This window comes from Psychrobacter sp. KFRI-CH2-11 (assembly GCF_038239325.1).
Lineage (GTDB): Bacteria > Pseudomonadota > Gammaproteobacteria > Pseudomonadales > Moraxellaceae > Psychrobacter > Psychrobacter celer.
Window position 1 is genome coordinate 275673 of sequence record NZ_CP151283.1, and the last position, 20899, is coordinate 296571.

15 protein-coding genes, 2 tRNA genes and 3 rRNA genes are annotated in these 20899 nt (G+C 47.1%); 14 read left to right on the forward strand and 6 right to left on the reverse strand.

Features of this window, described 5'->3' with window-relative positions; all coding sequences use genetic code 11:
* The first annotated feature begins 104 nt into the window (after positions 1 to 104).
* Both tyrS and AADH33_RS01180 read left to right on the forward strand, forming a co-directional pair.
* Entirely contained in the window at positions 105 to 1316 is a 1212-nt protein-coding gene (gene tyrS / locus AADH33_RS01175; protein ID WP_348549290.1) for a tyrosine--tRNA ligase, read from the forward strand.
* Between the two features lie 264 nt (positions 1317 to 1580).
* Positions 1581 to 1811 (forward strand): DUF1653 domain-containing protein, encoded by a 231-nt coding sequence (locus tag AADH33_RS01180; RefSeq protein WP_207970343.1) that lies wholly within the window; start codon positions 1581 to 1583, stop codon positions 1809 to 1811.
* 94 nt (positions 1812 to 1905) lie between these two features.
* Here the strand turns inward: AADH33_RS01180 and AADH33_RS01185 are convergent, their stop codons facing one another.
* Entirely contained in the window at positions 1906 to 2883 is a 978-nt protein-coding gene (locus AADH33_RS01185; protein ID WP_348549291.1) for an alpha/beta fold hydrolase, read from the reverse strand.
* A gap of 187 nt (positions 2884 to 3070) precedes the next feature.
* On the opposite strand from AADH33_RS01185, the gene AADH33_RS01190 reads away from it, so the two are divergent.
* Positions 3071 to 3721: a hypothetical protein gene (locus tag AADH33_RS01190; protein ID WP_348549292.1), complete on the forward strand. Its 651-nt coding sequence runs from the start codon at positions 3071 to 3073 to the stop codon at positions 3719 to 3721.
* Positions 3722 to 3745: 24 nt separating this feature from the next.
* Here AADH33_RS01190 and AADH33_RS01195 read toward each other — a convergent pair whose 3' ends face one another.
* Positions 3746 to 4498 carry an SDR family NAD(P)-dependent oxidoreductase gene (locus tag AADH33_RS01195; protein ID WP_348549293.1) on the reverse strand — a complete coding sequence of 251 codons (753 nt, stop codon included), beginning with the start codon at positions 4496 to 4498 and terminating at the stop codon, positions 3746 to 3748.
* 74 nt (positions 4499 to 4572) lie between these two features.
* Positions 4573 to 5220, reverse strand: a complete 648-nt coding sequence (gene upp, locus AADH33_RS01200; protein ID WP_075101966.1) for a uracil phosphoribosyltransferase — start codon at positions 5218 to 5220, stop codon at positions 4573 to 4575.
* Positions 5221 to 5666: 446 nt separating this feature from the next.
* On the opposite strand from upp, the gene AADH33_RS01205 reads away from it, so the two are divergent.
* The 11 genes from AADH33_RS01205 to AADH33_RS01255 all read left to right on the forward strand — a co-directional run bounded on the left by AADH33_RS01205 (position 5667) and on the right by AADH33_RS01255 (position 17485).
* Positions 5667 to 6329 carry a DNA glycosylase gene (locus AADH33_RS01205; protein ID WP_348549931.1) on the forward strand — a complete coding sequence of 221 codons (663 nt, stop codon included), beginning with the start codon at positions 5667 to 5669 and terminating at the stop codon, positions 6327 to 6329.
* A gap of 821 nt (positions 6330 to 7150) precedes the next feature.
* Positions 7151 to 8690 (forward strand): 16S ribosomal RNA (locus AADH33_RS01210).
* 72 nt (positions 8691 to 8762) lie between these two features.
* Positions 8763 to 8839 (forward strand) — tRNA-Ile (locus AADH33_RS01215).
* 8 nt (positions 8840 to 8847) lie between these two features.
* Positions 8848 to 8923, forward strand: a tRNA-Ala gene (locus AADH33_RS01220).
* A 327-nt stretch (positions 8924 to 9250) separates the two neighbouring features.
* Positions 9251 to 12107: ribosomal RNA gene (locus AADH33_RS01225) — 23S ribosomal RNA — on the forward strand.
* A gap of 121 nt (positions 12108 to 12228) precedes the next feature.
* Positions 12229 to 12343, forward strand: a 5S ribosomal RNA gene (gene rrf / locus AADH33_RS01230).
* Together the 16S, 23S and 5S rRNA genes with 2 tRNA genes alongside form the textbook arrangement of a ribosomal RNA operon.
* Before the next feature lie 282 nt (positions 12344 to 12625).
* Positions 12626 to 13684 (forward strand): TRAP transporter substrate-binding protein, encoded by a 1059-nt coding sequence (locus AADH33_RS01235; RefSeq protein ID WP_348549294.1) that lies wholly within the window; start codon positions 12626 to 12628, stop codon positions 13682 to 13684.
* A 17-nt stretch (positions 13685 to 13701) separates the two neighbouring features.
* Entirely contained in the window at positions 13702 to 14229 is a 528-nt protein-coding gene (locus AADH33_RS01240) for a TRAP transporter small permease (RefSeq protein WP_348549295.1), read from the forward strand.
* Positions 14226 to 15515, forward strand: coding sequence for a TRAP transporter large permease (locus AADH33_RS01245; RefSeq protein WP_100748985.1), 1290 nt, complete (start codon positions 14226 to 14228; stop codon positions 15513 to 15515). Before AADH33_RS01240 ends, AADH33_RS01245 begins: the two co-directional genes overlap by 4 nt.
* Before the next feature lie 259 nt (positions 15516 to 15774).
* The gene (locus AADH33_RS01250; RefSeq protein WP_100748986.1) at positions 15775 to 16800 is read left to right on the forward strand and encodes a 5'-nucleotidase; all 1026 of its coding nucleotides are present in this window, start codon (positions 15775 to 15777) and stop codon (positions 16798 to 16800) included.
* Positions 16801 to 16882: 82 nt separating this feature from the next.
* Positions 16883 to 17485, forward strand: coding sequence for a rhomboid family intramembrane serine protease (locus AADH33_RS01255; RefSeq protein ID WP_207969809.1), 603 nt, complete (start codon positions 16883 to 16885; stop codon positions 17483 to 17485).
* Positions 17486 to 17499: 14 nt separating this feature from the next.
* Here AADH33_RS01255 and AADH33_RS01260 read toward each other — a convergent pair whose 3' ends face one another.
* From AADH33_RS01260 to AADH33_RS01270, 3 genes are all read right to left on the reverse strand, one after another.
* Entirely contained in the window at positions 17500 to 18048 is a 549-nt protein-coding gene (locus tag AADH33_RS01260) for a hypothetical protein (RefSeq protein ID WP_348549296.1), read from the reverse strand.
* Positions 18049 to 18285: 237 nt separating this feature from the next.
* Complete coding sequence (locus AADH33_RS01265) at positions 18286 to 20154, reverse strand: sodium:solute symporter family protein (RefSeq protein ID WP_348549297.1); 1869 nt, start codon at positions 20152 to 20154, stop codon at positions 18286 to 18288.
* A gap of 3 nt (positions 20155 to 20157) precedes the next feature.
* The gene (locus AADH33_RS01270) at positions 20158 to 20418 is read right to left on the reverse strand and encodes a DUF4212 domain-containing protein (RefSeq protein ID WP_348549298.1); all 261 of its coding nucleotides are present in this window, start codon (positions 20416 to 20418) and stop codon (positions 20158 to 20160) included.
* Positions 20419 to 20899 lie beyond the last annotated feature (481 nt).

A 20899-nucleotide genomic window follows, 5' to 3' on the forward strand; every position in this document is an offset into this window, starting at 1 on the left:
ATCTAGTAGACTAAACGAATTTGACGCCGCTAATCGTATTTTGGCATTCGGGAGCATTCGTCCAAACGCGTCACCCTTTTAATAAAGACAATAAAGAGAGCATCATGACCACTCAAACTCACACTCTAGAAGAACAACTGGCCCTGATTCAGCGCGGTACGCAAGAAATCCTTTCAGAAGAGGACTTGGTTGCCAAGCTAAAACTGGGTCGTCCGCTGCGTATCAAGGCGGGTTTTGATCCTACCGCGCCTGACCTGCACTTGGGACATACGGTATTGATTAATAAACTCAAGCACTTCCAAGACTTGGGTCATGAGATTTATTTTCTCATCGGGGACTATACCGCCAAGATTGGTGACCCCTCTGGTAAAAACACCACGCGTCCGCCGCTCAGTGACGAGCAAATCAAAACCAACGCGCAGACCTATGCCGAGCAAGTCTTTAAGATTTTGGATAAAGAAAAAACCAAGATTGTTTTTAACTCTGAGTGGTTCAACGACATGTCGGCAGGGGACATGATTCAGCTATCAAGCCAGTTGACAGTCTCGCGTATGCTAGAGCGTGATGATTTTTCCAAACGCTACGCGGCGCAAACGCCGATTGCCATCCATGAGTTTTTGTACCCACTGGTGCAAGGCTATGACTCAATCGCGCTCAAAGCTGACGTCGAGCTTGGCGGTACCGATCAAACCTTTAACATCCTAATGGGTCGCACCCTACAAGGTCGCTATGGTCAAGAGCCGCAAGTGTGTATCACGGTGCCGATTTTAGAAGGGCTAGACGGCGTCAATAAGATGTCAAAATCTCTTGGTAACTACGTCGGTATCTATGATGCCCCAGGTACCATGTACCAAAAACTGCTGTCGATGCCAGATACCTTAATCCGCCGCTACTTTGAGTTTTTAAGCTTTAAGCCGATGGAAGAAGTCGAAGCATTGATGACAGAGATGGAAAACGGTCGCAACCCACAAGAGATCAAACGTATCTTGGCCGAAGAGTTGATCGAGCGCTTCCATGATGCGGATGCTGCTGCTAATGCGCACAAGTCAGCGGGCAACGTACTTGCTGATGGCGAGCTGCCAGTTGACCTGCCAGAGGTGACGTTGGAGTTAGAAGGCGCGGATGCGTTATTTATCACGCAGATATTGAACCAAGCAACCCTCGCCAAAAACAACTCAGCAGCCAAAGACATGGTCAAACGCGGCGCGGTAAAAGTCGATGGCGAAGTCGTTGACGCCGGCTTTAGCTTAACCTCAGGTCAGACAGTGGTTATCCAAGCGGGTAAAAAAGCCTATGCAAAAGTGACGGTGGCCTAATATAGTAGATTCGATTTAAAAATGTTATAGCGCTACTGGTATAAATTTTCCTTGCGTGCTGTATACACAGAGGCTGCGAAAAAGTCATCCCAGTAGCGCTTTGGAACTTATGACAGTTTTGTTTGCAACTGACTATAAGTGGCTGGAAACAAGTCACTAGAAATAAGTAGCTGGGATAAACTATTGATATTTAAAACAAGGTCGACATGATGGTCGGCCTTATTTTTTGTTAAGATAATTTGACCGATATACTAGGACATGCAGATGACAGACAATACAATCCCTCAAGGCATCTACCGTCATTATAAAGGCAATCTCTACCAAGTTTTGCATACCGCGCAGCATTCTGAGACCGAAGAAGCCTTAGTCGTTTACCGCTGTCTGTACGGTGAGTACGGCGTTTGGGTACGACCATTAGCGATGTTTACTGAAACTGTTGAAGTTGATGGTAAGGAAGTAGCTAGATTTGAGCTGATGAAAGCGTTAGCTGATTAGTTCGAAATAGAAAGGCTGAATAGAAGCTCTTGAGTAGAAGCTTAAGAGACGCTGTCGTGGGCTGGGTTTTTGACCCAGATTTTTACCATATCGCCTATAGCTCATTTTCCAAAAATCCCTTCAATGCTTTATAAAAGCCAATCGGCTCATCCATCGGTACCGCATGACCAGAGTGCGGCAATACAATCTCTGTAGCGCTGGGTAGCATCTGCGTCACCTGCTGCTGCCACTTAGCGTCATAGAGCTGTGAGCGACCTCCGATTAAGTTCACGACTGGAATGGTGACTTTTTCTATCACCGCCCGAAAATCGTACTCCAGATTTAAGTATGCTTGCAAACAGCGCATCTTATGCTGCCAAATGCGGTGGTCATAAAACACCAGCCGATGATCGTTTTGATGCGTTAGGATTTGCACGATGGCCTTTGAGCGTCTGCGGTTGACGGATAGTAAGGAAAACTGTCGCTCGACATCAGTGACGCGGCGCTTGAGTGCAAAGGGCAGGTGGGTAAAGCTCTCGAGCTGAATATACGGCAGCGTCATATTCGCCACCTCATGAAAGACTGCAAACACCTCGCGCTGTCGCGCACCAAACAAACCGCCTTGCCAGTCAGGCTGGTTATGAATCGCAGGGCTTTGGTCGATGTTTAAATAACGACTGACTCTTGCGCTGCCATAACGCGAAAAATACGCCCACATCACTTGTGCACCCATCGAGATGGCGGCGACGGGCAATGCGACTATGTTGCGTGCCAAACAAATCTGCTCAATGACGACATGGAGGTCATCGGCGTATTGCCGCAAAAAATCAAATTCACTCAGCTCGATATCCTTTGCGGCTCCAAACCCGCGTAAATGCGGCAGATAAAACGTATAGTGACCGAGCAAAGGCAGGATAAATGGCAAAAACTCACGCGCATCCATCCCGTACGCATGAAGCAGTAGCACCGGCTTGCCGTGGCCGATAACTGACATGGGTAGCAGCGTGCCTTTTGCCACCTCGACGTTTTTTGTATGCAGCTGATACTGATTGAACAAAGCAGGGCGCGGCACAGCAAATAGGTTGGTTTTCATCAGGTATGATACCTTGTTGCAGAGCAGGGCATCGCGCTGACGCAAACGTTTTGCCACTGATAAAACCCTGCTATATTAAAACAATTAAACTGACCATAGCATAAAAAATGCCTAGCGGTAATAGTGGCGAGCAGGTTAAGGGATGAGCGGCCGATCAATGATCATCAGTGACATAAAAGGAGAGGGTATGAGCAAATCGACGTTAGCCTTGCTTGATAGTAGTTTGTATCCACAGCGCTGGCAGCAGCAAACTTTTGCAACCCCGCAGGCGCTACTGGTCGCGATGCTAAGCGCAGAGAGCATGCCTGATGCTCGGGATTTTACACAACAGTTATTAGCCAATGAAGTGTATCAAGACTGGATCAATAGCAGTGTGTTTGGCCGCTATTTGCATCGGAACTTTACCGCTTTTTATCGGCAAAGCGAGGACAGCTTTAATACCGATATGCCCGCATTATTTCGCCGTGAGCTGACGCGGCATGCGCAGTATTTACCGCTGGGGCAAGTGCTGTTTTTTGCAGGTGATATGCCAAAGCGGGTACGACAAACCAAGTTGCTAACCACCACGGTCAATCCTGCGACTGCTATCATCGATGCGCAGCCAAGGAGCCGTGCTGAGCAACCTGCACAGACGGTAGTCAATCAGCTAACCATCATTGGCAAACACCTCTTAGGGTTTCCTATTCGCCATAATAAGCGCACCAGTGAGCGTATTCGAAATGAAGTGCTGGTGTTGGACTTTCAGCAGTTGACGCTGGTCAAAGAAACCCAAATTCAACCCAAAAAAAGAAGCAACATAGATGAGACTATATTGCTTCGGTCTTATGAGTTACGTTAGAGAGCAAAACGGCCGGCTAAGCTTTTAATAGCCTTGCTTCGCAATGGTCAGACCATTATAAGTTTGCGCCACTGGCATCACTTCCAAGCGATTGACATTGATATGGGCTGGCGATTCAATCAACCACAATAAAATATCGCCGATATCCTCACCGGTCATGGTTTTAAAGCCGTCATAGACTTTGGCGGCTTTTTCGTCATCGCCATGATAGCGCACGTTCGAAAATTCAGTGCCAGCGACATTACCTGGTTCAAGATTGGTGACGCGCACCTGCGTACCGACTAAGTCCGCGCGCAGATTTAAGCTAAACTGTTTGACAAAGGCTTTGGTCGCACCATAGACATTACCGCCAAAGTACGGCCAGCTGCCAGCGATAGAGCCGACATTGATGACATAACCGCTGTCGCGTGCCACCATCGCAGGTAGTACAGCGTGGGTCAGCGCCACCAGACCTTTGACATTGGTATCGAGCATACGCATCCAGTCATTGAGATCTGCCTCATGGGCAGGCTCGGTGCCGAGCGCTAGCCCAGCGTTATTTACCAAGACATCGATGTGCTGAAAATCAGCCGGCAAGTCAGCAATGATTTGCGGGATAGACGCTGTGTCACTGACATCCATGACCACCGGCAAAAATGCCTCGCCCAATGTAGTTGCCAGTGCATCAAGCTTATCGCGGCGCCTGGCACAACCGATCACTTGGTGACCGCCTGCGACCAAACGCTCTGCCAGCGCCTTACCAAACCCTGCACTTGCTCCTGTGATCAATACGTTCATGTTATGTCCTTATAATTGATATCGTATGTGGCTTTTGTAATATGAATGGTGCGCTGTTTTGTGACAGCTTGCGCTTATCTATTAAATAGCTGTTTACCAAAGATTTTATCGCCTGCATCGCCAAGACCTGGGATGATATAGCCGTGCTCATCTAAGTGGCTATCTAGCGCCGCTGTAAAGATGGTCACATCAGGGTGCGCTTCGTTGACCAAACGCACCCCTTCAGGAGCCGCTACCAATACCAACGCCTTGATATTGGTACAGCCGTTTTTCTTTAGCATCTCAATGGTTGCGACCATCGAGCCGCCTGTGGCTAGCATTGGATCAATGATTAGGGCAGGGCGCTTGTCCATGTGGCTGACGAACTTTTCAAAGAAAGGCACAGGCTGCAAGGTCTCTTCGTCACGTTGTAAGCCGACGACAGAGATTTTGGCCGTAGGGATCAAATCGAGTACCCCATCTAGCATGCCAATGCCGGCACGTAAGATAGGTACGATGGTTGCCGTCTTACCGATGATTTGCTCACCTGTGATTTCACCACACCAGCCTTCCATTGGGAAGGTCTCAATTTCAAAATCACGACTTGCTTCGTACGCCATCAAGCGCGCAAGCTCTTTGGTTAATGTACGAAATTTATAAGTGCTACAGTCTTTTTCGCGCATTAGGCTGAGTTTATGACGGACTAGCGGATGATCGATTACAGTAATTTTTAAGTCACTCATAAGTACTCTCTTGGTTTTGGGTCTGATGCTTGCGCAGTCGCTGCGGTTGCCATTAGTATAAAAGATACAAACACTTACCACACGTTACCCCGCCTTTAGCGCATTCATAGTAAGCTTAGCCTATCTAACAACCGCGCCTAGAGCTTTTATCTCTTGACAGCACGATTCTCTTTGACTACATAAATGGCGACATATATAGAGTTATCACAACATGCTTACCGAGCAAAATGTTACCAATAAAGTTGAGTTGCTATAGTAAGCGGCCACGTATTGAGCGCATCAATGAGGATGCCATGTTGTATTAAATCGACTATGTTTTACTGTTATGGATGACTATATGGCGTCAGGGTCGGTAAAGTAGTGTTTAGGCCTGCTATGATACCAAAAAAACCGCTTTTTTGATGAAGAATCTTATGACCAATCAACCAACTAGCACCCAACGCCCCATGTCTCATACAGAAATCGACGCAGCTTTGTCAAAAGACGATGCTTTAGAAGTAGAAACCCATCCGTTTGCCCCAGTACTGCCTGCAAATGCCAGTGTAATGATGATGGGCACGTTTCCACCGACCGCTGATAAATGGGCAATGCGCTTTCACTATCCAAACTTTTATAATGATATGTGGCGTATTTACGGCGGCGTGTTTTTCGACGATATTGATTACTTTAGAGTAGAGGGCGAAAAGCGTTTTGATCCTGAGCGTATTCGCGACTTTTTGTTTGACCGTGGTATTGCCTCGTGCCCGACGGTAAAGCAAGCCATTCGTGAGACCGGAAATGCATCGGACAAACACCTAACCGTCGTCACCCCAGTGGATTTAGATAATATCTTGCTGCAAGTACCAAAGGTTAAGACGCTCTTTACCACCGGCGGCAAAGCAACTGAGGTCTTGCTCAGCCTACTAGCGGAACCACCCGCCAAATCCAAGCACCCGAAGACCAATCAAAGCATGCAGTATCCTTATCAATGGCAGCGCCATGACAAAGACCACGCCGTCAAAGAGCTGACCTTATATCGTCTGCCCTCCACCTCGCGCGCTTACCCTTTGGCGCTAGACAAAAAAATCGCCGCCTATAAAGCCTTTTTTGAAAAAATAGGCAAGCTATAAAGGATATATAAAGAAGCATAGATAGAATAATGTCGTCTGAGGAACCGAGGTGGCTAAACGCTAAAGTAAGGTAATTGAGATTAAAGGAGAGAAATTGAGATTACGGTAAATTATTTTTCCTGTTAACTGTTTGATATATATCAAGTATCAAACATCATGCCAAATAATCTCTTAATTAATAAGCCAGTCCCCTTGACCCCCACCCAAATACGCGTATAATGCCACCCAGTCAAAAGGGAAGGCGGATTAGAAAGTGGTTTACCACTATAATATATTAATAGCTTAGCTATTAAGTAACTATCCAGCCTACTAAATTAATTTAAAATAAAATAATTTAATCCTTGACTTACCAAATAAAGCGTCTATAATACGCACCTCATCAGGACGAGCTAAGCATTACTAGGTTAAATTACATAGTAACAACGCAGCGAACCTTGAGAAACAAATTAGATAAAAAAGCTTGACAAACCAAATCTTTATGATATGATAGTCGGCTCGCTAGATAGGATAAACCAATAAGGTTTAGCGCTATTTAGCCTTACTTACTATAAGTAAGCGAAATATCTTACTACTGGACGACAGTATAAGACACTATTTAAAAGCACAACTAAAGAACAACTTGTGTGGATTTTTGCTGATTTAGAATGCTAAAAAATAAAGTTGGTTTTACTCTCATTTCGGGAGTCAATCTAACTATAAAAATTATCATTTACTCAGCAGAAAAACTCAAAGTTAATTCATTACGAACATAATTTTAAGCGATTTGCTAGAATAAATGAGCCAAGTTTAGAAGCTTCTTTAAAGAGCTTCATAGCAAGATTAAACTGAAGAGTTTGATCATGGCTCAGATTGAACGCTGGCGGCAGGCTTAACACATGCAAGTCGAGCGGAAACGATACCAGCTTGCTGGTAGGCGTCGAGCGGCGGACGGGTGAGTAACACTTAGGAATCTACCTAGTAGTGGGGGATAGCTCGGGGAAACTCGAATTAATACCGCATACGACCTACGGGAGAAAGGGGGCAGTTTACTGCTCTCGCTATTAGATGAGCCTAAGTCGGATTAGCTAGATGGTGGGGTAAAGGCCTACCATGGCGACGATCTGTAGCTGGTCTGAGAGGATGATCAGCCACACCGGGACTGAGACACGGCCCGGACTCCTACGGGAGGCAGCAGTGGGGAATATTGGACAATGGGGGCAACCCTGATCCAGCCATGCCGCGTGTGTGAAGAAGGCCTTTTGGTTGTAAAGCACTTTAAGCAGTGAAGAAGACCATATGGCTAATACCCATATGCGATGACATTAGCTGCAGAATAAGCACCGGCTAACTCTGTGCCAGCAGCCGCGGTAATACAGAGGGTGCAAGCGTTAATCGGAATTACTGGGCGTAAAGCGAGCGTAGGTGGCTTGATAAGTCAGATGTGAAATCCCCGGGCTTAACCTGGGAACTGCATCTGATACTGTTAAGCTAGAGTAGGTGAGAGGGAAGTAGAATTCCAGGTGTAGCGGTGAAATGCGTAGAGATCTGGAGGAATACCGATGGCGAAGGCAGCTTCCTGGCATCATACTGACACTGAGGCTCGAAAGCGTGGGTAGCAAACAGGATTAGATACCCTGGTAGTCCACGCCGTAAACGATGTCTACTAGTCGTTGGGTCCCTTGAGGACTTAGTGACGCAGCTAACGCAATAAGTAGACCGCCTGGGGAGTACGGCCGCAAGGTTAAAACTCAAATGAATTGACGGGGGCCCGCACAAGCGGTGGAGCATGTGGTTTAATTCGATGCAACGCGAAGAACCTTACCTGGTCTTGACATATCTAGAATCCTGCAGAGATGCGGGAGTGCCTTCGGGAATTAGAATACAGGTGCTGCATGGCTGTCGTCAGCTCGTGTCGTGAGATGTTGGGTTAAGTCCCGCAACGAGCGCAACCCTTGTCCTTAGTTACCAGCGGGTTAAGCCGGGAACTCTAAGGATACTGCCAGTGACAAACTGGAGGAAGGCGGGGACGACGTCAAGTCATCATGGCCCTTACGACCAGGGCTACACACGTGCTACAATGGTAGGTACAGAGGGCAGCTACACAGCGATGTGATGCGAATCTCAAAAAGCCTATCGTAGTCCAGATTGGAGTCTGCAACTCGACTCCATGAAGTAGGAATCGCTAGTAATCGCGGATCAGAATGCCGCGGTGAATACGTTCCCGGGCCTTGTACACACCGCCCGTCACACCATGGGAGTTGATTGCACCAGAAGTGGTTAGCCGAACCTTTTAGGACGGCGATCACCACGGTGTGGTTGATGACTGGGGTGAAGTCGTAACAAGGTAGCCGTAGGGGAACCTGCGGCTGGATCACCTCCTTATAGACGCATTCGGTCAGCAAGAATTCACAACAAGTTGTTCTTTAGTTTAAGCTTACGTTTTAGGACGTACTAGGGTCTGTAGCTCAGCTGGTTAGAGCACCGTGTTGATAACGCGGGGGTCGGTGGTTCAAGTCCACCTAGACCCACCATTATACATGGGGCCATAGCTCAGTTGGTAGAGCGCCTGCCTTGCACGCAGGAGGTCAACGGTTCGACTCCGTTTGGCTCCACCACTACAAACCTCGGTAGCTTAGAGTGCAAATAAATACAATAGGTATTAAATAGAAACAAGTGATTTATCTTGTATAAAGACACGATTACTTCTTTCTGTTTTATACGGAAATCTATGACTTGACGAGAGCATAGAGACTATTTAAAAACATAGATATGAGTCTGGGTTAGCAATAACATTTCACGTGTTATTGCTAACCTGAAGGCTAGCCTTTTAACGACATTGTTTGTTATCCCAAGGGCTAGTCTTCAAAGTAAAGAGAACTGAATCAAGCGTAAACATAGGTGATATCGTTATAATTGCTGACAAAGACCCTTTGGGGTTGTATGGTCAAGTAATTAAGCGCACATGGTGGATGCCTTGGCAGTCAGAGGCGATGAAAGACGTGACAGCCTGCGATAAGCTTCGGGGAGGCGGCAATATCCTGTGATCCGGAGATTTCTGAATGGGGAAACCCACTTACCATAAGGTAAGTATCTTGTACTTGTACAAGAAGCGAACGAGGGGAAGTGAAACATCTCAGTACCCTTAGGAATAGACATCAATTGAGATTCCCCTAGTAGCGGCGAGCGAACGGGGAGAAGCCGATTAATGCTAATGTAGAAGAACAGCGTGGGAAAGCTGACCATAGTAGGTGATAGTCCTGTATTCGAAACATTAGCGTTAACATATTAAGTAGAGCGGGGCACGAGAAATCCTGTTTGAAGATGGGGGGACCATCCTCCAAGGCTAAATACTCCTGACTGACCGATAGTGAACCAGTACCGTGAGGGAAAGGCGAAAAGAACCCCTGTGAGGGGAGTGAAATAGAACCTGAAACCGTGTGCGTACAAGCAGTGGGAGCCCACTTGTTGGGTGACCGCGTACCTTTTGTATAATGGGTCAGCGACTTATATTCTGTAGCAAGGTTAACCGTTTAGGGGAGCCGTAGGGAAACCGAGTCTTAATAGGGCGTCTAGTTGCAGGGTATAGACCCGAAACCGAGTGATCTATCCATGAGCAGGTTGAAAGTGCCGTAACAGGCACCGGAGGACCGAACCCACTGTCGTTGAAAAGCCAGGGGATGACTTGTGGATAGGGGTGAAAGGCTAATCAAACTCGGTGATAGCTGGTTCTCCCCGAAAGCTATTTAGGTAGCGCCTCGGACGAACACCATTGGGGGTAGAGCACTGTTTCGGCTAGGGGGTCATACCGACTTACCAAACCGATGCAAACTCCGAATACCGATGAGTGATATCCGGGAGACACACGGTGGGTGCTAACGTCCATCGTGGAGAGGGAAACAACCCAGACCGCCAGCTAAGGCCCCAAATTCCTAGTTAAGTGGGAAACGAGGTGGGAAGGCATAGACAGCTAGGAGGTTGGCTTAGAAGCAGCCATCCTTTAAAGAAAGCGTAATAGCTCACTAGTCGAGTCGGCCCGCGCGGAAGATGTAACGGGGCTCAAACTAGGAGCCGAAGCTGCGGATTTGAATTTGTTTTCAAGTGGTAGGGGAGCGTTGTGTAAGCCTGTGAAGGTGTGTTGTAAAGCATGCTGGAGGTATCACAAGAGCGAATGCTGACGTGAGTAACGATAATGCGAGTGAAAAGCTCGCACGCCGGAAGATCAAGGGTTCCAGTCCAACGTTAATCGGGGCTGGGTGAGTCGACCCCTAAGGCGAGGCCGAAAGGCGTAGTCGATGGGAAATCGGTTAATATTCCGATACTTGTTTATGATGCGATGGAGGGACGGAGAAGGTTATGCCAGCTCAGCGATGGTTGTCTGAGTGGAAGGATGTAGGTTTATAGCTTAGGTAAATCCGGGCTATTTTATACCGAGATCTGATAGCAAGTCCTACTTGTAGGACGAAGTGGCAAATACCATGCTTCCAGGAAAAGCTTCTAAGCGATAGTCATAAACGAATCGTACCCTAAACCGACACAGGTGATCAGGTAGAGAATACCAAGGCGCTTGAGAGAACTCTGCTGAAGGAACTAGGCAAAATGGTACCGTAACTTCGGGAGAAGGTACGCTGCTGATGGTGAAGGACTTGCTCCGTAAGCTATTGGCAGTCGCAGATACCAGGCTGCTGCAACTGTTTATTAAAAACACAGCACTCTGCAAACACGAAAGTGGACGTATAGGGTGTGATGTCTGCCCGGTGCTGGAAGGTTAATTGATGGGCTTAGCGTATGCGAAGGTCTTGATCGAAGCCCCAGTAAACGGCGGCCGTAACTATAACGGTCCTAAGGTAGCGAAATTCCTTGTCGGGTAAGTTCCGACCTGCACGAATGACATAATGATGGCAGCGCTGTCTCCAGCAGAGACTCAGTGAAATCGAAATCGCAGTGAAGATGCTGTGTACCCGCGGCTAGACGGAAAGACCCCGTGAACCTTTACTACAGCTTTACATTGAACTTTGACCTGACTTGTGCAGGATAGGTGGGAGGCTTTGAAACCGAGACGCTAGTCTTGGTGGAGCCAATCTTGAAATACCACCCTGGTCATGTTGGGGTTCTAACTCAGGTATAACAATACCGAGGACAATGTATGGTGGGTAGTTTGACTGGGGCGGTCTCCTCCTAAAGAGTAACGGAGGAGTACGAAGGTGCGCTCAGAACGGTCGGAAATCGTTCATAGAGTATAAAGGCAAAAGCGCGCTTAACTGCGAGACCCACAAGTCGAGCAGGTACGAAAGTAGGTCTTAGTGATCCGGTGGTTCTGTATGGAAGGGCCATCGCTCAACGGATAAAAGGTACTCTGGGGATAACAGGCTGATACCGCCCAAGAGTTCATATCGACGGCGGTGTTTGGCACCTCGATGTCGGCTCATCTCATCCTAGGGCTGAAGCAGGTCCTAAGGGTATGGCTGTTCGCCATTTAAAGAGGTACGCGAGCTGGGTTTAGAACGTCGTGAGACAGTTCGGTCCCTATCTACCGTGGGCGTTGGAAATTTGAGAGGATCTGCTCCTAGTACGAGAGGACCAGAGTGGACGAACCGCTGGTGTTCGGGTTGTCATGCCAATGGCATTGCCCGGTAGCTACGTTCGGATGGGATAACCGCTGAAAGCATCTAAGCGGGAAGCCCACCTCAAGATTAGATTTCCCTAAAGAGCCGTTCAAGACTAGGACGTTGATAGGCAGGGTGTGGAAGCGCAGCGATGTGTGGAGCTAACCTGTACTAATTGCTCGTTTGGCTTGACCATACAACACCCAAGTGGTTTGTATCAAGCATTATATCGATATCACCTTTATCCTTGATTCAGTTAGGATAAGTGATACTTAAGTCATTAAGTAAAACACACAGACTCATATCTAACCCCCTTTGCTGACGACAATAGCACGATGGCACCACCTGATCCCTTCCCGAACTCAGAAGTGAAACATCGTTGCGCCAATGGTAGTGTGGCTCCGGCCATGTGAGAGTAGGTCATCGTCAGCTCCCTATACCCTAAAAGCCCCCTAACTTGATTGTTAGGGGGCTTTTTTTTGGGTGAAACTGCTATTGGCTTTTATTCTAATAAGCGGCTTTTGACTCAATAACAAGTTTAAGCATCCAAAATGATTTGACTTATATCATTATAACTGCTAATTTTAAATAGTCATACTTATTACAGGTCTATAAAAGGATGTTTTAGGCTTGTAACGTCATAAATGATTTGACGAGATAAATACTAAGTTTGTCTTTGACCTTTATTCTTACAGTTATCAAAAGGAATTGATAATGAAGTTAGCTCCCCTTTTTTCGATTGGTGCATTAGCTGCCGCGAGTCTTTTTGGTTGTTCAAATCAATCTGCGGATAGTACCGATGGTGTATCAGCAAATTCTCAAGAAACCACAGTTCTACGTTTTTCTCATTTTTGGCCTGCAACCTCCTCAATCAGTACAGAAGTCTTTGAGCCATGGGCCAAGCAAATCGAAACTGATTCTGATGGCCGACTAAAAGTTGAGCTATACCCTTCAGCAGGTCTTGCAAAAGCTGACGTGACCTATGAGTCCGCTGCTAAAGGTACCATAGATATTGGCTCACAAGCACATGGTTATACCAACGGACGCTTTCCATTAACGCAGATCACTGAGCTTCCAGGTTTGTCCAATTCTGCCACACAGATGGGCTGTATGCTACAAACCCTCTATGATGACGGCACCTTGACCGGTGAGTATGAAGACTCACATCTCCTCTTTATGTATGGTGCTGGACCTGGCTCTTTGCACACGACCGATAAGCTAATACGCACGCCAGCAGATATGAAGGGAATGCGTATTCGTCGTCCTTCTGCGGTCGCTGGTGATATCATAGAAAGTGCTGGAGCTTCGCCTGTGGGTCTGCCTGCCAATGATATGTATACTTCTTTACAGCGCGGTGTCGTTGATGGTCTGAGCTTTCCGTGGGAAGCTGTGACAGCTTTTAAAATCGATGAAATCACCAAATATCATACCAATATTCCTTTTTATAGCTCTGCCTTGATGGTCACGATGAATAAGGACAAATATAACGCCCTGCCTGATGACTTAAAACAAGTTCTTGATAACAACTCAGGCATGGCGCTTGCCAAAAAGGTAGGTGAAGTATTTGATAAACATGATGATATGGCAATAAAAGCGGCTCAAGCTAAAGGCGATGAGATTGTAGAGATTCCAGATCCATTAAATGATCCAGATTGGCGAGGCCCGTTATTAGAAGGCACAAAGAAATATCTCAAAGATGTAAATGCTTTGGGCCTAGATGCAGATAGTGTTTACGAAAAAGCCAAAGCCGCCAGCGCCGCCTGCAAGGTCTAACCTAAAGGAGTCGCCGCATGGCCTACTTGGTCAAAATCAGTACCTTCATCTCAGGGCTATGTCAGCTCATCGGTGGTATCAGTCTGATCATCATCGTTTTGACCACCATGCTAGATGTTACCGCCCGTTATATCTTCAAGCTCACCGGTGGTGAGTTTGGTTTCACTGTCAAAGGCAGCGTCGAGATTGTTTCTTATTTTATGCTGTTTGCGCTATTAGCTGCCTTTGCCGCTTTTGTCGAACGCTCACAAATCATTGTTGATGTTTTCACCCAAAAGATGCCCAAGTCTATCAAAGGTTATATGATGGGCGTCTTTATGCTGGGGTTCTTTGTCATCGGTATCGTCTTTGCTTGGGGGCTGTTTGAGAGCGCCGTTGATGCTATCGAGTTTGGCAAAGTCACCCAAGATTTGCGGATTTCAATGATGCCCATTTACCTTGTCAGCGCCTTTTTAAGTGCTTTGCTGGCCATTCGATCCTTGATCGAGTCCATCAATATCTTTAAGACAGGCGAGTTTTTTGACGCTGAGGAGACAGGCGCATGAGTCCAGAAATCGTTGGAGCCATCGGCTTAATCGTCATGATCCTACTCGTCGTTTTACGAGTACCCGTTGCCCTTGCTATGCTTGGCGTTGGTCTGGTCGGCTTTGGCGCTGTGACGGCACCGAGTGGCGCTGTACAAATGCTCAAAGACCTCCCCGTCGACGTTTTAGCCAAATATGACTTTAGTGCCATTCCATTATTTATTTTGATGGGTGTCTTTGCCACTCATTCTGGTATGGCAGGCAAATTGTTTGAAGCAACCCGCACCATCTTTGGCGGTGTCAGGGGCAGTTTGGGAATCGCCGGTATCGGCTCATCGGGTATCTTTGCCTCAATCTCGGGATCATCGTTAGCGACCGCCTCTACCATGACCAAAGTGGCCTTACCACAAATGGAGAAGTATGGCTATCAGCCAGGCTTTGCCTGCGGCATTTTAGCGGCTGGTGGTACGCTTGGGATTATGATTCCGCCCAGTATTGCCTTACTGGTTTATGCCATTTTGACCCAGCAGTCGGTCGGTGACATGTTTATTGCAGGATTTTTGCCCGGTATGCTAGGCATGGTCATGTATTCGATCACTGTCATGATCATGGTGCGCTGGAAACCACACTTGGCGCAGCGCGGTGAATCTACCTCATGGAAAGCCAAGCTGATAGCGTTGACAGGACTCATTCCCTTTAGCTTTATCTTTATCGTTATTATCGCTGGTATTTTCTTTGGGTTGTTTACCCCAACGGAAGGCGCTGCCGTCGGGGCGTTCGTTTCTTGGGCTTATGCGTTTGCCAAAGGCATGCGTATGAAGGGACTGAAGCAGTCGTTGATTGAAACCTTAGCATTATCTGCAGTGGTGTTTTTTATGCTACTAGGTGCAGAGGCGCTGGGCTACTTTATCTCAGTCTCTAGATTGTCATATACCTTAGCGAGCTGGATTGGTACCTTGGCAGTGAGTCCAATGGTGGTACTGATTTGTATTTTGATCATGTACTTTTTATTAGGGCTGTTTATGGATGCCTTGGCGATGCTGGTCATCACCATTCCGGTAGTGTATCCGATCATCGTAGCCTTAGGTTTTGATCCGGTATGGTTTGGTATCATCGCGGTACTGACGGTAGAGCTTGGGTTGATTACGCCGCCGATGGGCATGAACATCTTTGTGATTAAGGCGATGGCTCCGCATATTAAGCTGTCCGATATGTTTCGAGGGGTAGCGCCGTTTATTGTCTCCGATGTGATTCGCTTGGTGATTTTGGTGGCGTTCCCTGCGATTTCTCTGGTACTGCTAGCATAAAGGGAGGCGGCTAACGTACAAGATAGGCAAGACATGTCGCGAACGACAACGCTATCTTTTTCAAATAATAGCCTAAACGGTAACTGTGTTTAAATGGCCATATTGTTTATAAAGCAATATGGCTTTTCTTGTTGTAATAATTGAACGATAACGCTCGCTATCGATGCCAGCGCTAGTCATAAAAGTGCCATATATCTTCTGGTAGCGCCTTGTTACAATAAACTCTACCATGGAGCCTGACAAGTGAGAGCCTTTTATTATGGCAGTTGATTTTAGTAATACGTTGATTGTAGCGGTCTCTGCGACGGCGCTGTTTGATTTAACGGAGTCTGAGAGCTATTTATCACAGTTATTAGCGCAGCATCCTGATACAGCCATTAAGGCGTTTCGCGATTATATGACAGAGCGCGAAAACGATCCTTTGAGCATTGGCGCAGGCTATCCTCTGATAAAAGCGCTGCTAAACCTGAACAGGTACTGTCAGGCTGACAGTCAAGAAACTGAGCTAGAAGCGCCGCTGGTTGAGGTGGTTATCGTCTCAAAAAGCAGCCCTGATACTGGTATTCAGGTTCTCAATGCCATTCGTGAGCATGGCCTCAATATTTCTCGATCGGCTTTTATCTCAGGCAGCCCGGTGGCGCCTTATATCGATGATTTTAATGTGGACTTGTTTTTGACCACCAATCGCGAGGACGCTCAGCAAGTTGCGGATGCCAATATTTGTGCGTGTGCCATCTTGGATGCGACGCCTGTCAATACTTATGAGCTGGATACTCAGCAGCTGCGTATCGCTTTTGATGGTGATGCGGTGCTCTTTGATGACTCAGGTGAGCTGCTTTATAAGCAAAAAGGGCTACGCGCCTTTCATGACCGTGAAGCCAAAATGCGGGACTTGCCGATAGAGAAGGGGCCATATGCCGAGCTCTTGATTAAGCTCTCAAACCTGCAAGAGCGTCTGCCGGCGGGGCTTAGCTACTCTCCGGTAAAAATCGCTCTGGTCACCGCTCGCAACGCCCCTGCCGATTTGCGGGCTATCAAAACATTGCGAGAATGGGGCGTCAATGTCGATATGGCGTTTTTTTTGGGTGGACTAGAAAAGACAGCGGTGCTCAGAACCTTTGCGCCGCATATCTTTTTTGATGATTCAATCCAGCATATCGATGCGGCGCGCCGTTTTATCCCAACGGCTTTGGTGCCTTATCATTCAGCCTCGTTGCTGCACGGTGATAGCTATTTGGCCGCTGATAAAGAAAACAGTCTGCTATTTATACCAGTTCCACGTTGACATAAAATGTATCTGTTTAATTTAGAATCGACTATAGCGTAAGCATTAAATACAAGGCATAGAGTCAAGGGCAGGTCACGATATGAATGGGCAGCAGTTATTTTCTCTCATCATGACACGGGTCAAACAAGTCATCGGACTATATGCTTTTGTGCTGATGCCGATGTGGGGGATGTTTTTTTTAAATGAAACGGTCTTTTTTGGCATCTGGAATGTGTTTGGTATTGTACCGCGCGCCTTAGATGTGGGTAGCATGATAGGGGTAGTCGCTTCATGGACAATGCATGGCAACTTTTCTCACTTATTGAGCAATACCATTACGTTGTTGCAGATTTTATTTTTGTTTGGCTTGTTTGAAAAAAATGCCTATCGTACGGTGATTAAGCTGGTGATTGCCTCAGGGCTGGTCACTTGGGTCATCGGTTCGCCGTCTTCTATTCATATCGGCGCATCGGGGCTATGCTTTGCCATGATTGGGTATATGATCGGCGGCGCGGTATTTGCCAGACGTTGGGGCTACCTGCTCGCTTGTATTGTCATGGGTACAGGCTATTGGCTGATTATCAAGCAAGGTTTGATGCCGCAGCAAGGCATTTCGTTTGCCGCGCATTTCGGCGGCTTGTGCGCAGGTTTGCTATTGGGTGCCAACTCCAAACATACCTATCAGGTAGGCTCTATACGCTAAACATGGTAGAGGCGTTAAGGATTACTATCTGTGCAAATACGGGTAAATAAAGAATCCGCTTTGGTCAATGGGTGCCATGTGCTGGTTTGCTGCACATACTCATCAAGTGATAGGGTGCTGCCTGCTTTTGGCAATATATAATCTGCACGCGCAGGCGCCGCGCAATCGATGACTTGCGGGATTTTTTGTACGCTTCTACGTCTTTCAAACAAATAAAGAGTGACTAAGTGCATATCTGCATTGTCTACTTGGGCACGAGCATTTTTGATATCTGCAGCGATAAAACGCAGTATTTGCGGCTTGGCATAAGACCAAGGCCGGAACCAAGTGCGACTCTCTGCTGTTTTGACCACCTCTACGCCCGCGGGCAACTTGCTGACTTGCTGAGAATACCAGTTGTATTCTTGGTGAATTTGGAAGGTAAAAATGCCAACCGCTGCAAAGAGTGGCACCAGCCACTTTGGTGCGCGTTTGCCCGACAGTTTACTGAGGTGAGTTATGATCAGTGCCAGTCCAGCCATACCAAACGCTGCGGCCATGGTGGCAATAAACTCAAAAAGCATAAAATCTTCCTTCTTAATGGGTTAGGGCAGTTTGCGTTTTATTTAGGCAAAAACAAATCTGGCAACCATCCAAGACTTATTCTTAACCTAAAGGGATAAAAAAATCACTCACAAGCAGCGTCTGCCTGTGAGTGACACTTTACGTATGATATCTATAATCATTCCAAGAAAAAAAGTGATGTTCAACATTTATCCTTTTAGCGTGGTTTGATTATAGAGCCAACATGGCTCGTACGCTTAGTGGTCGATGGCACCGCCAGCGCCGCGCGGAGAGCGAACACTTTCAACCAGCTCTTGGATGTGCAGCGGTGGCGCTTTTGTCGAATAAGAAACGATAAAGGCGACCGCAAAGTTAATCAGCGCGCCAATGGCCCCAAACGACAGCGGTGAGATACCAAACAACCAGTACTCTGCGGTATCGGGGAAGTTGGCAGTACCACTGATAAAGAACCAGCCTTTAAAGACAAAGATATATACCAAGGTCGTGATAAGGCCGGCGAGCATCCCAAAGATTGCGCCCAGATTATTGATGCGTTTTGAGAAGATACCCATCATTAGCGCGGGGAACAAGGAGGCGCCAGCGATACCAAAGGCCAAGGCCACCACCTGTGCGGCAAACCCTGGCGGATTTAGGCCAAGCCACGTTGCCACCACAATTGCAATCGCCATAGAGATTCGAGCAACTTGTAGCTCTCCTTTATCAGTGATGTTTGGGTTGAGGTTTCGTTTGATTAAGTCGTGACTAATGGCAGATGAGATGGCCAGCAACAATCCTGCCGCGGTCGATAGCGCGGCTGCCAAACCACCAGCAGCGATAAGACCGATCACCCAAGGTGGCAGCTGAGCAATCTCTGGATTGGCCAAGACTAAGATATCATTATTGACATCCAGCTCATTACCCGCCCAACCTGCGTCAGCAAAGCGTCCATCAAGCTCTTGGTCGTGAGCGGCTTGTGCCTTGGCGACTTCTGCCGTAGCAGCGGTGACATCGCCACCTTCTGCTTGCGCGGCCGCTAACGCAAGTTTTGCCTCACCAAGACCGCTATCGAAGTAGCGTTGAATACGGCCATCATTATTTAAGTCATTATATTTAATAAGACCCGTATCTTCCCATGTGCGCATCCAGTCAGGACGCTGCTCATAAGGCAGTGCCGGCTGGTCAACGCCTTGTGGATAGATGGTGTCGTTTAAGTTTAAACGGGCCATGGCACCCACCGCCGGCGCGGTAAAGTATAGCAATGAGATAAAGACCAACGTCCAGCCAGCTGTCCAGCGCGCATCAGCGACTTTTGGTACGGTAAAGAAGCGAATGATAACGTGCGGTAGGCCTGCTGTACCAATCATAAGTGATAGCGTAAACAGTACCATGTTAAGCTTATTTGGCACATCAGCAGTATAAGCAGTAAAACCAAGATCAGTGACCACTTGATCAAGCTTGGTCAAAATAGGCACGCCGGACTCAGCATGCGTAGAAAACAGACCCAAACCTGGAATAGGGTTGCCGGTCAGCTCAAGCGAGATAAAGACAGCCGGAATGGTATAGGCAATCATCAGGACGATGTACTGAGCGACCTGTGTATAGGTAATGCCTTTCATACCGCCTAGTACTGCGTAGAAAAACACCACCACCGCGGCAATGATAAGACCTGTATCATTCTCCACTTCTAAAAAGCGAGAGAAAGCAACCCCTGCACCAGTCATCTGTCCGATAACATAGGTGGTCGATGCTACAATCAGACAAACCACCGCAATCATCGCCGCTGTCTTGGAATAAAAGCGATCGGAGATAAAGTCTGGTACCGTAAACTTCCCAAACTTACGTAAATAAGGCGCTAACAGCATGGCCAGTAAGACATAACCTCCTGTCCAGCCCATCAAATAGGTGGAGGCACCGTAGCCACCCGCGGCCAAAAGACCTGCCATCGAGATAAATGACGCGGCACTCATCCAGTCAGCAGCAGTTGCCATACCATTGACGACAGGATGGACGCCGCCGCCTGCCACATAAAACTCACTGGTGGTCCCAGCACGAGCCCAAATCGCAATGCCGAAATACAGCGCAAAGGATAGACCCACAAAAATAATGTTAATCACATACTGACTCATGATCTATTCCTCATCTACGCCATATTGTTTGTCCAGCTTATTCATACGCCAAGCGTAGAAAAAAATTAAGACGATAAAAACCCCGATAGAACCTTGCTGGGCAAACCAAAAGCCCAAATCAGTACCACCGATTTTTATACCTGCCAAAATAGGACGTAAGAGAATAGCAAAGCCATACGAGCATAATGCCCAAACGATAAGGCTGCCTAAAATGAGACGGACATTAGCACGCCAATAGCCGGATGGATCGTTGTGGTTTTCCATAGGACAACTCCTTTTGTCTTACCTAAAATATCATGGTTGATCTCAGTCTCGTCAGTCTGATAATGACATCTGACAAGCACGTACTGACGATCAGATAACGCGAGTGCTGATTTAGCATGATGACTATTTGCCAAGATCACTGTATTTAAGAGCGCTATAACAAACAATATTTGAGGAAGAAAGGAGGGGGCAGACCATCCACTGTCTTTGATTACCGTCTCGTCTTCCTGACAAGCGTCTTAAAGTTTTTAGTATGCCAAACAATCATGACAATAAGTGAATATTCAATAAGTCACAATGCCTATAAAATTTAGTCTATCACTTTCAAGTCTGCGTCACTGCAAACAAATCGGCATAAACCAAAAATCCTGCATAACCATTATTAATAAAAACCTGATAGATGGATGACAGAATGTAAAAACCATCACCGCTGGCTTACTTTCTGCAGTAAATTGGTTACTTTTATCATTCTATAGGATGG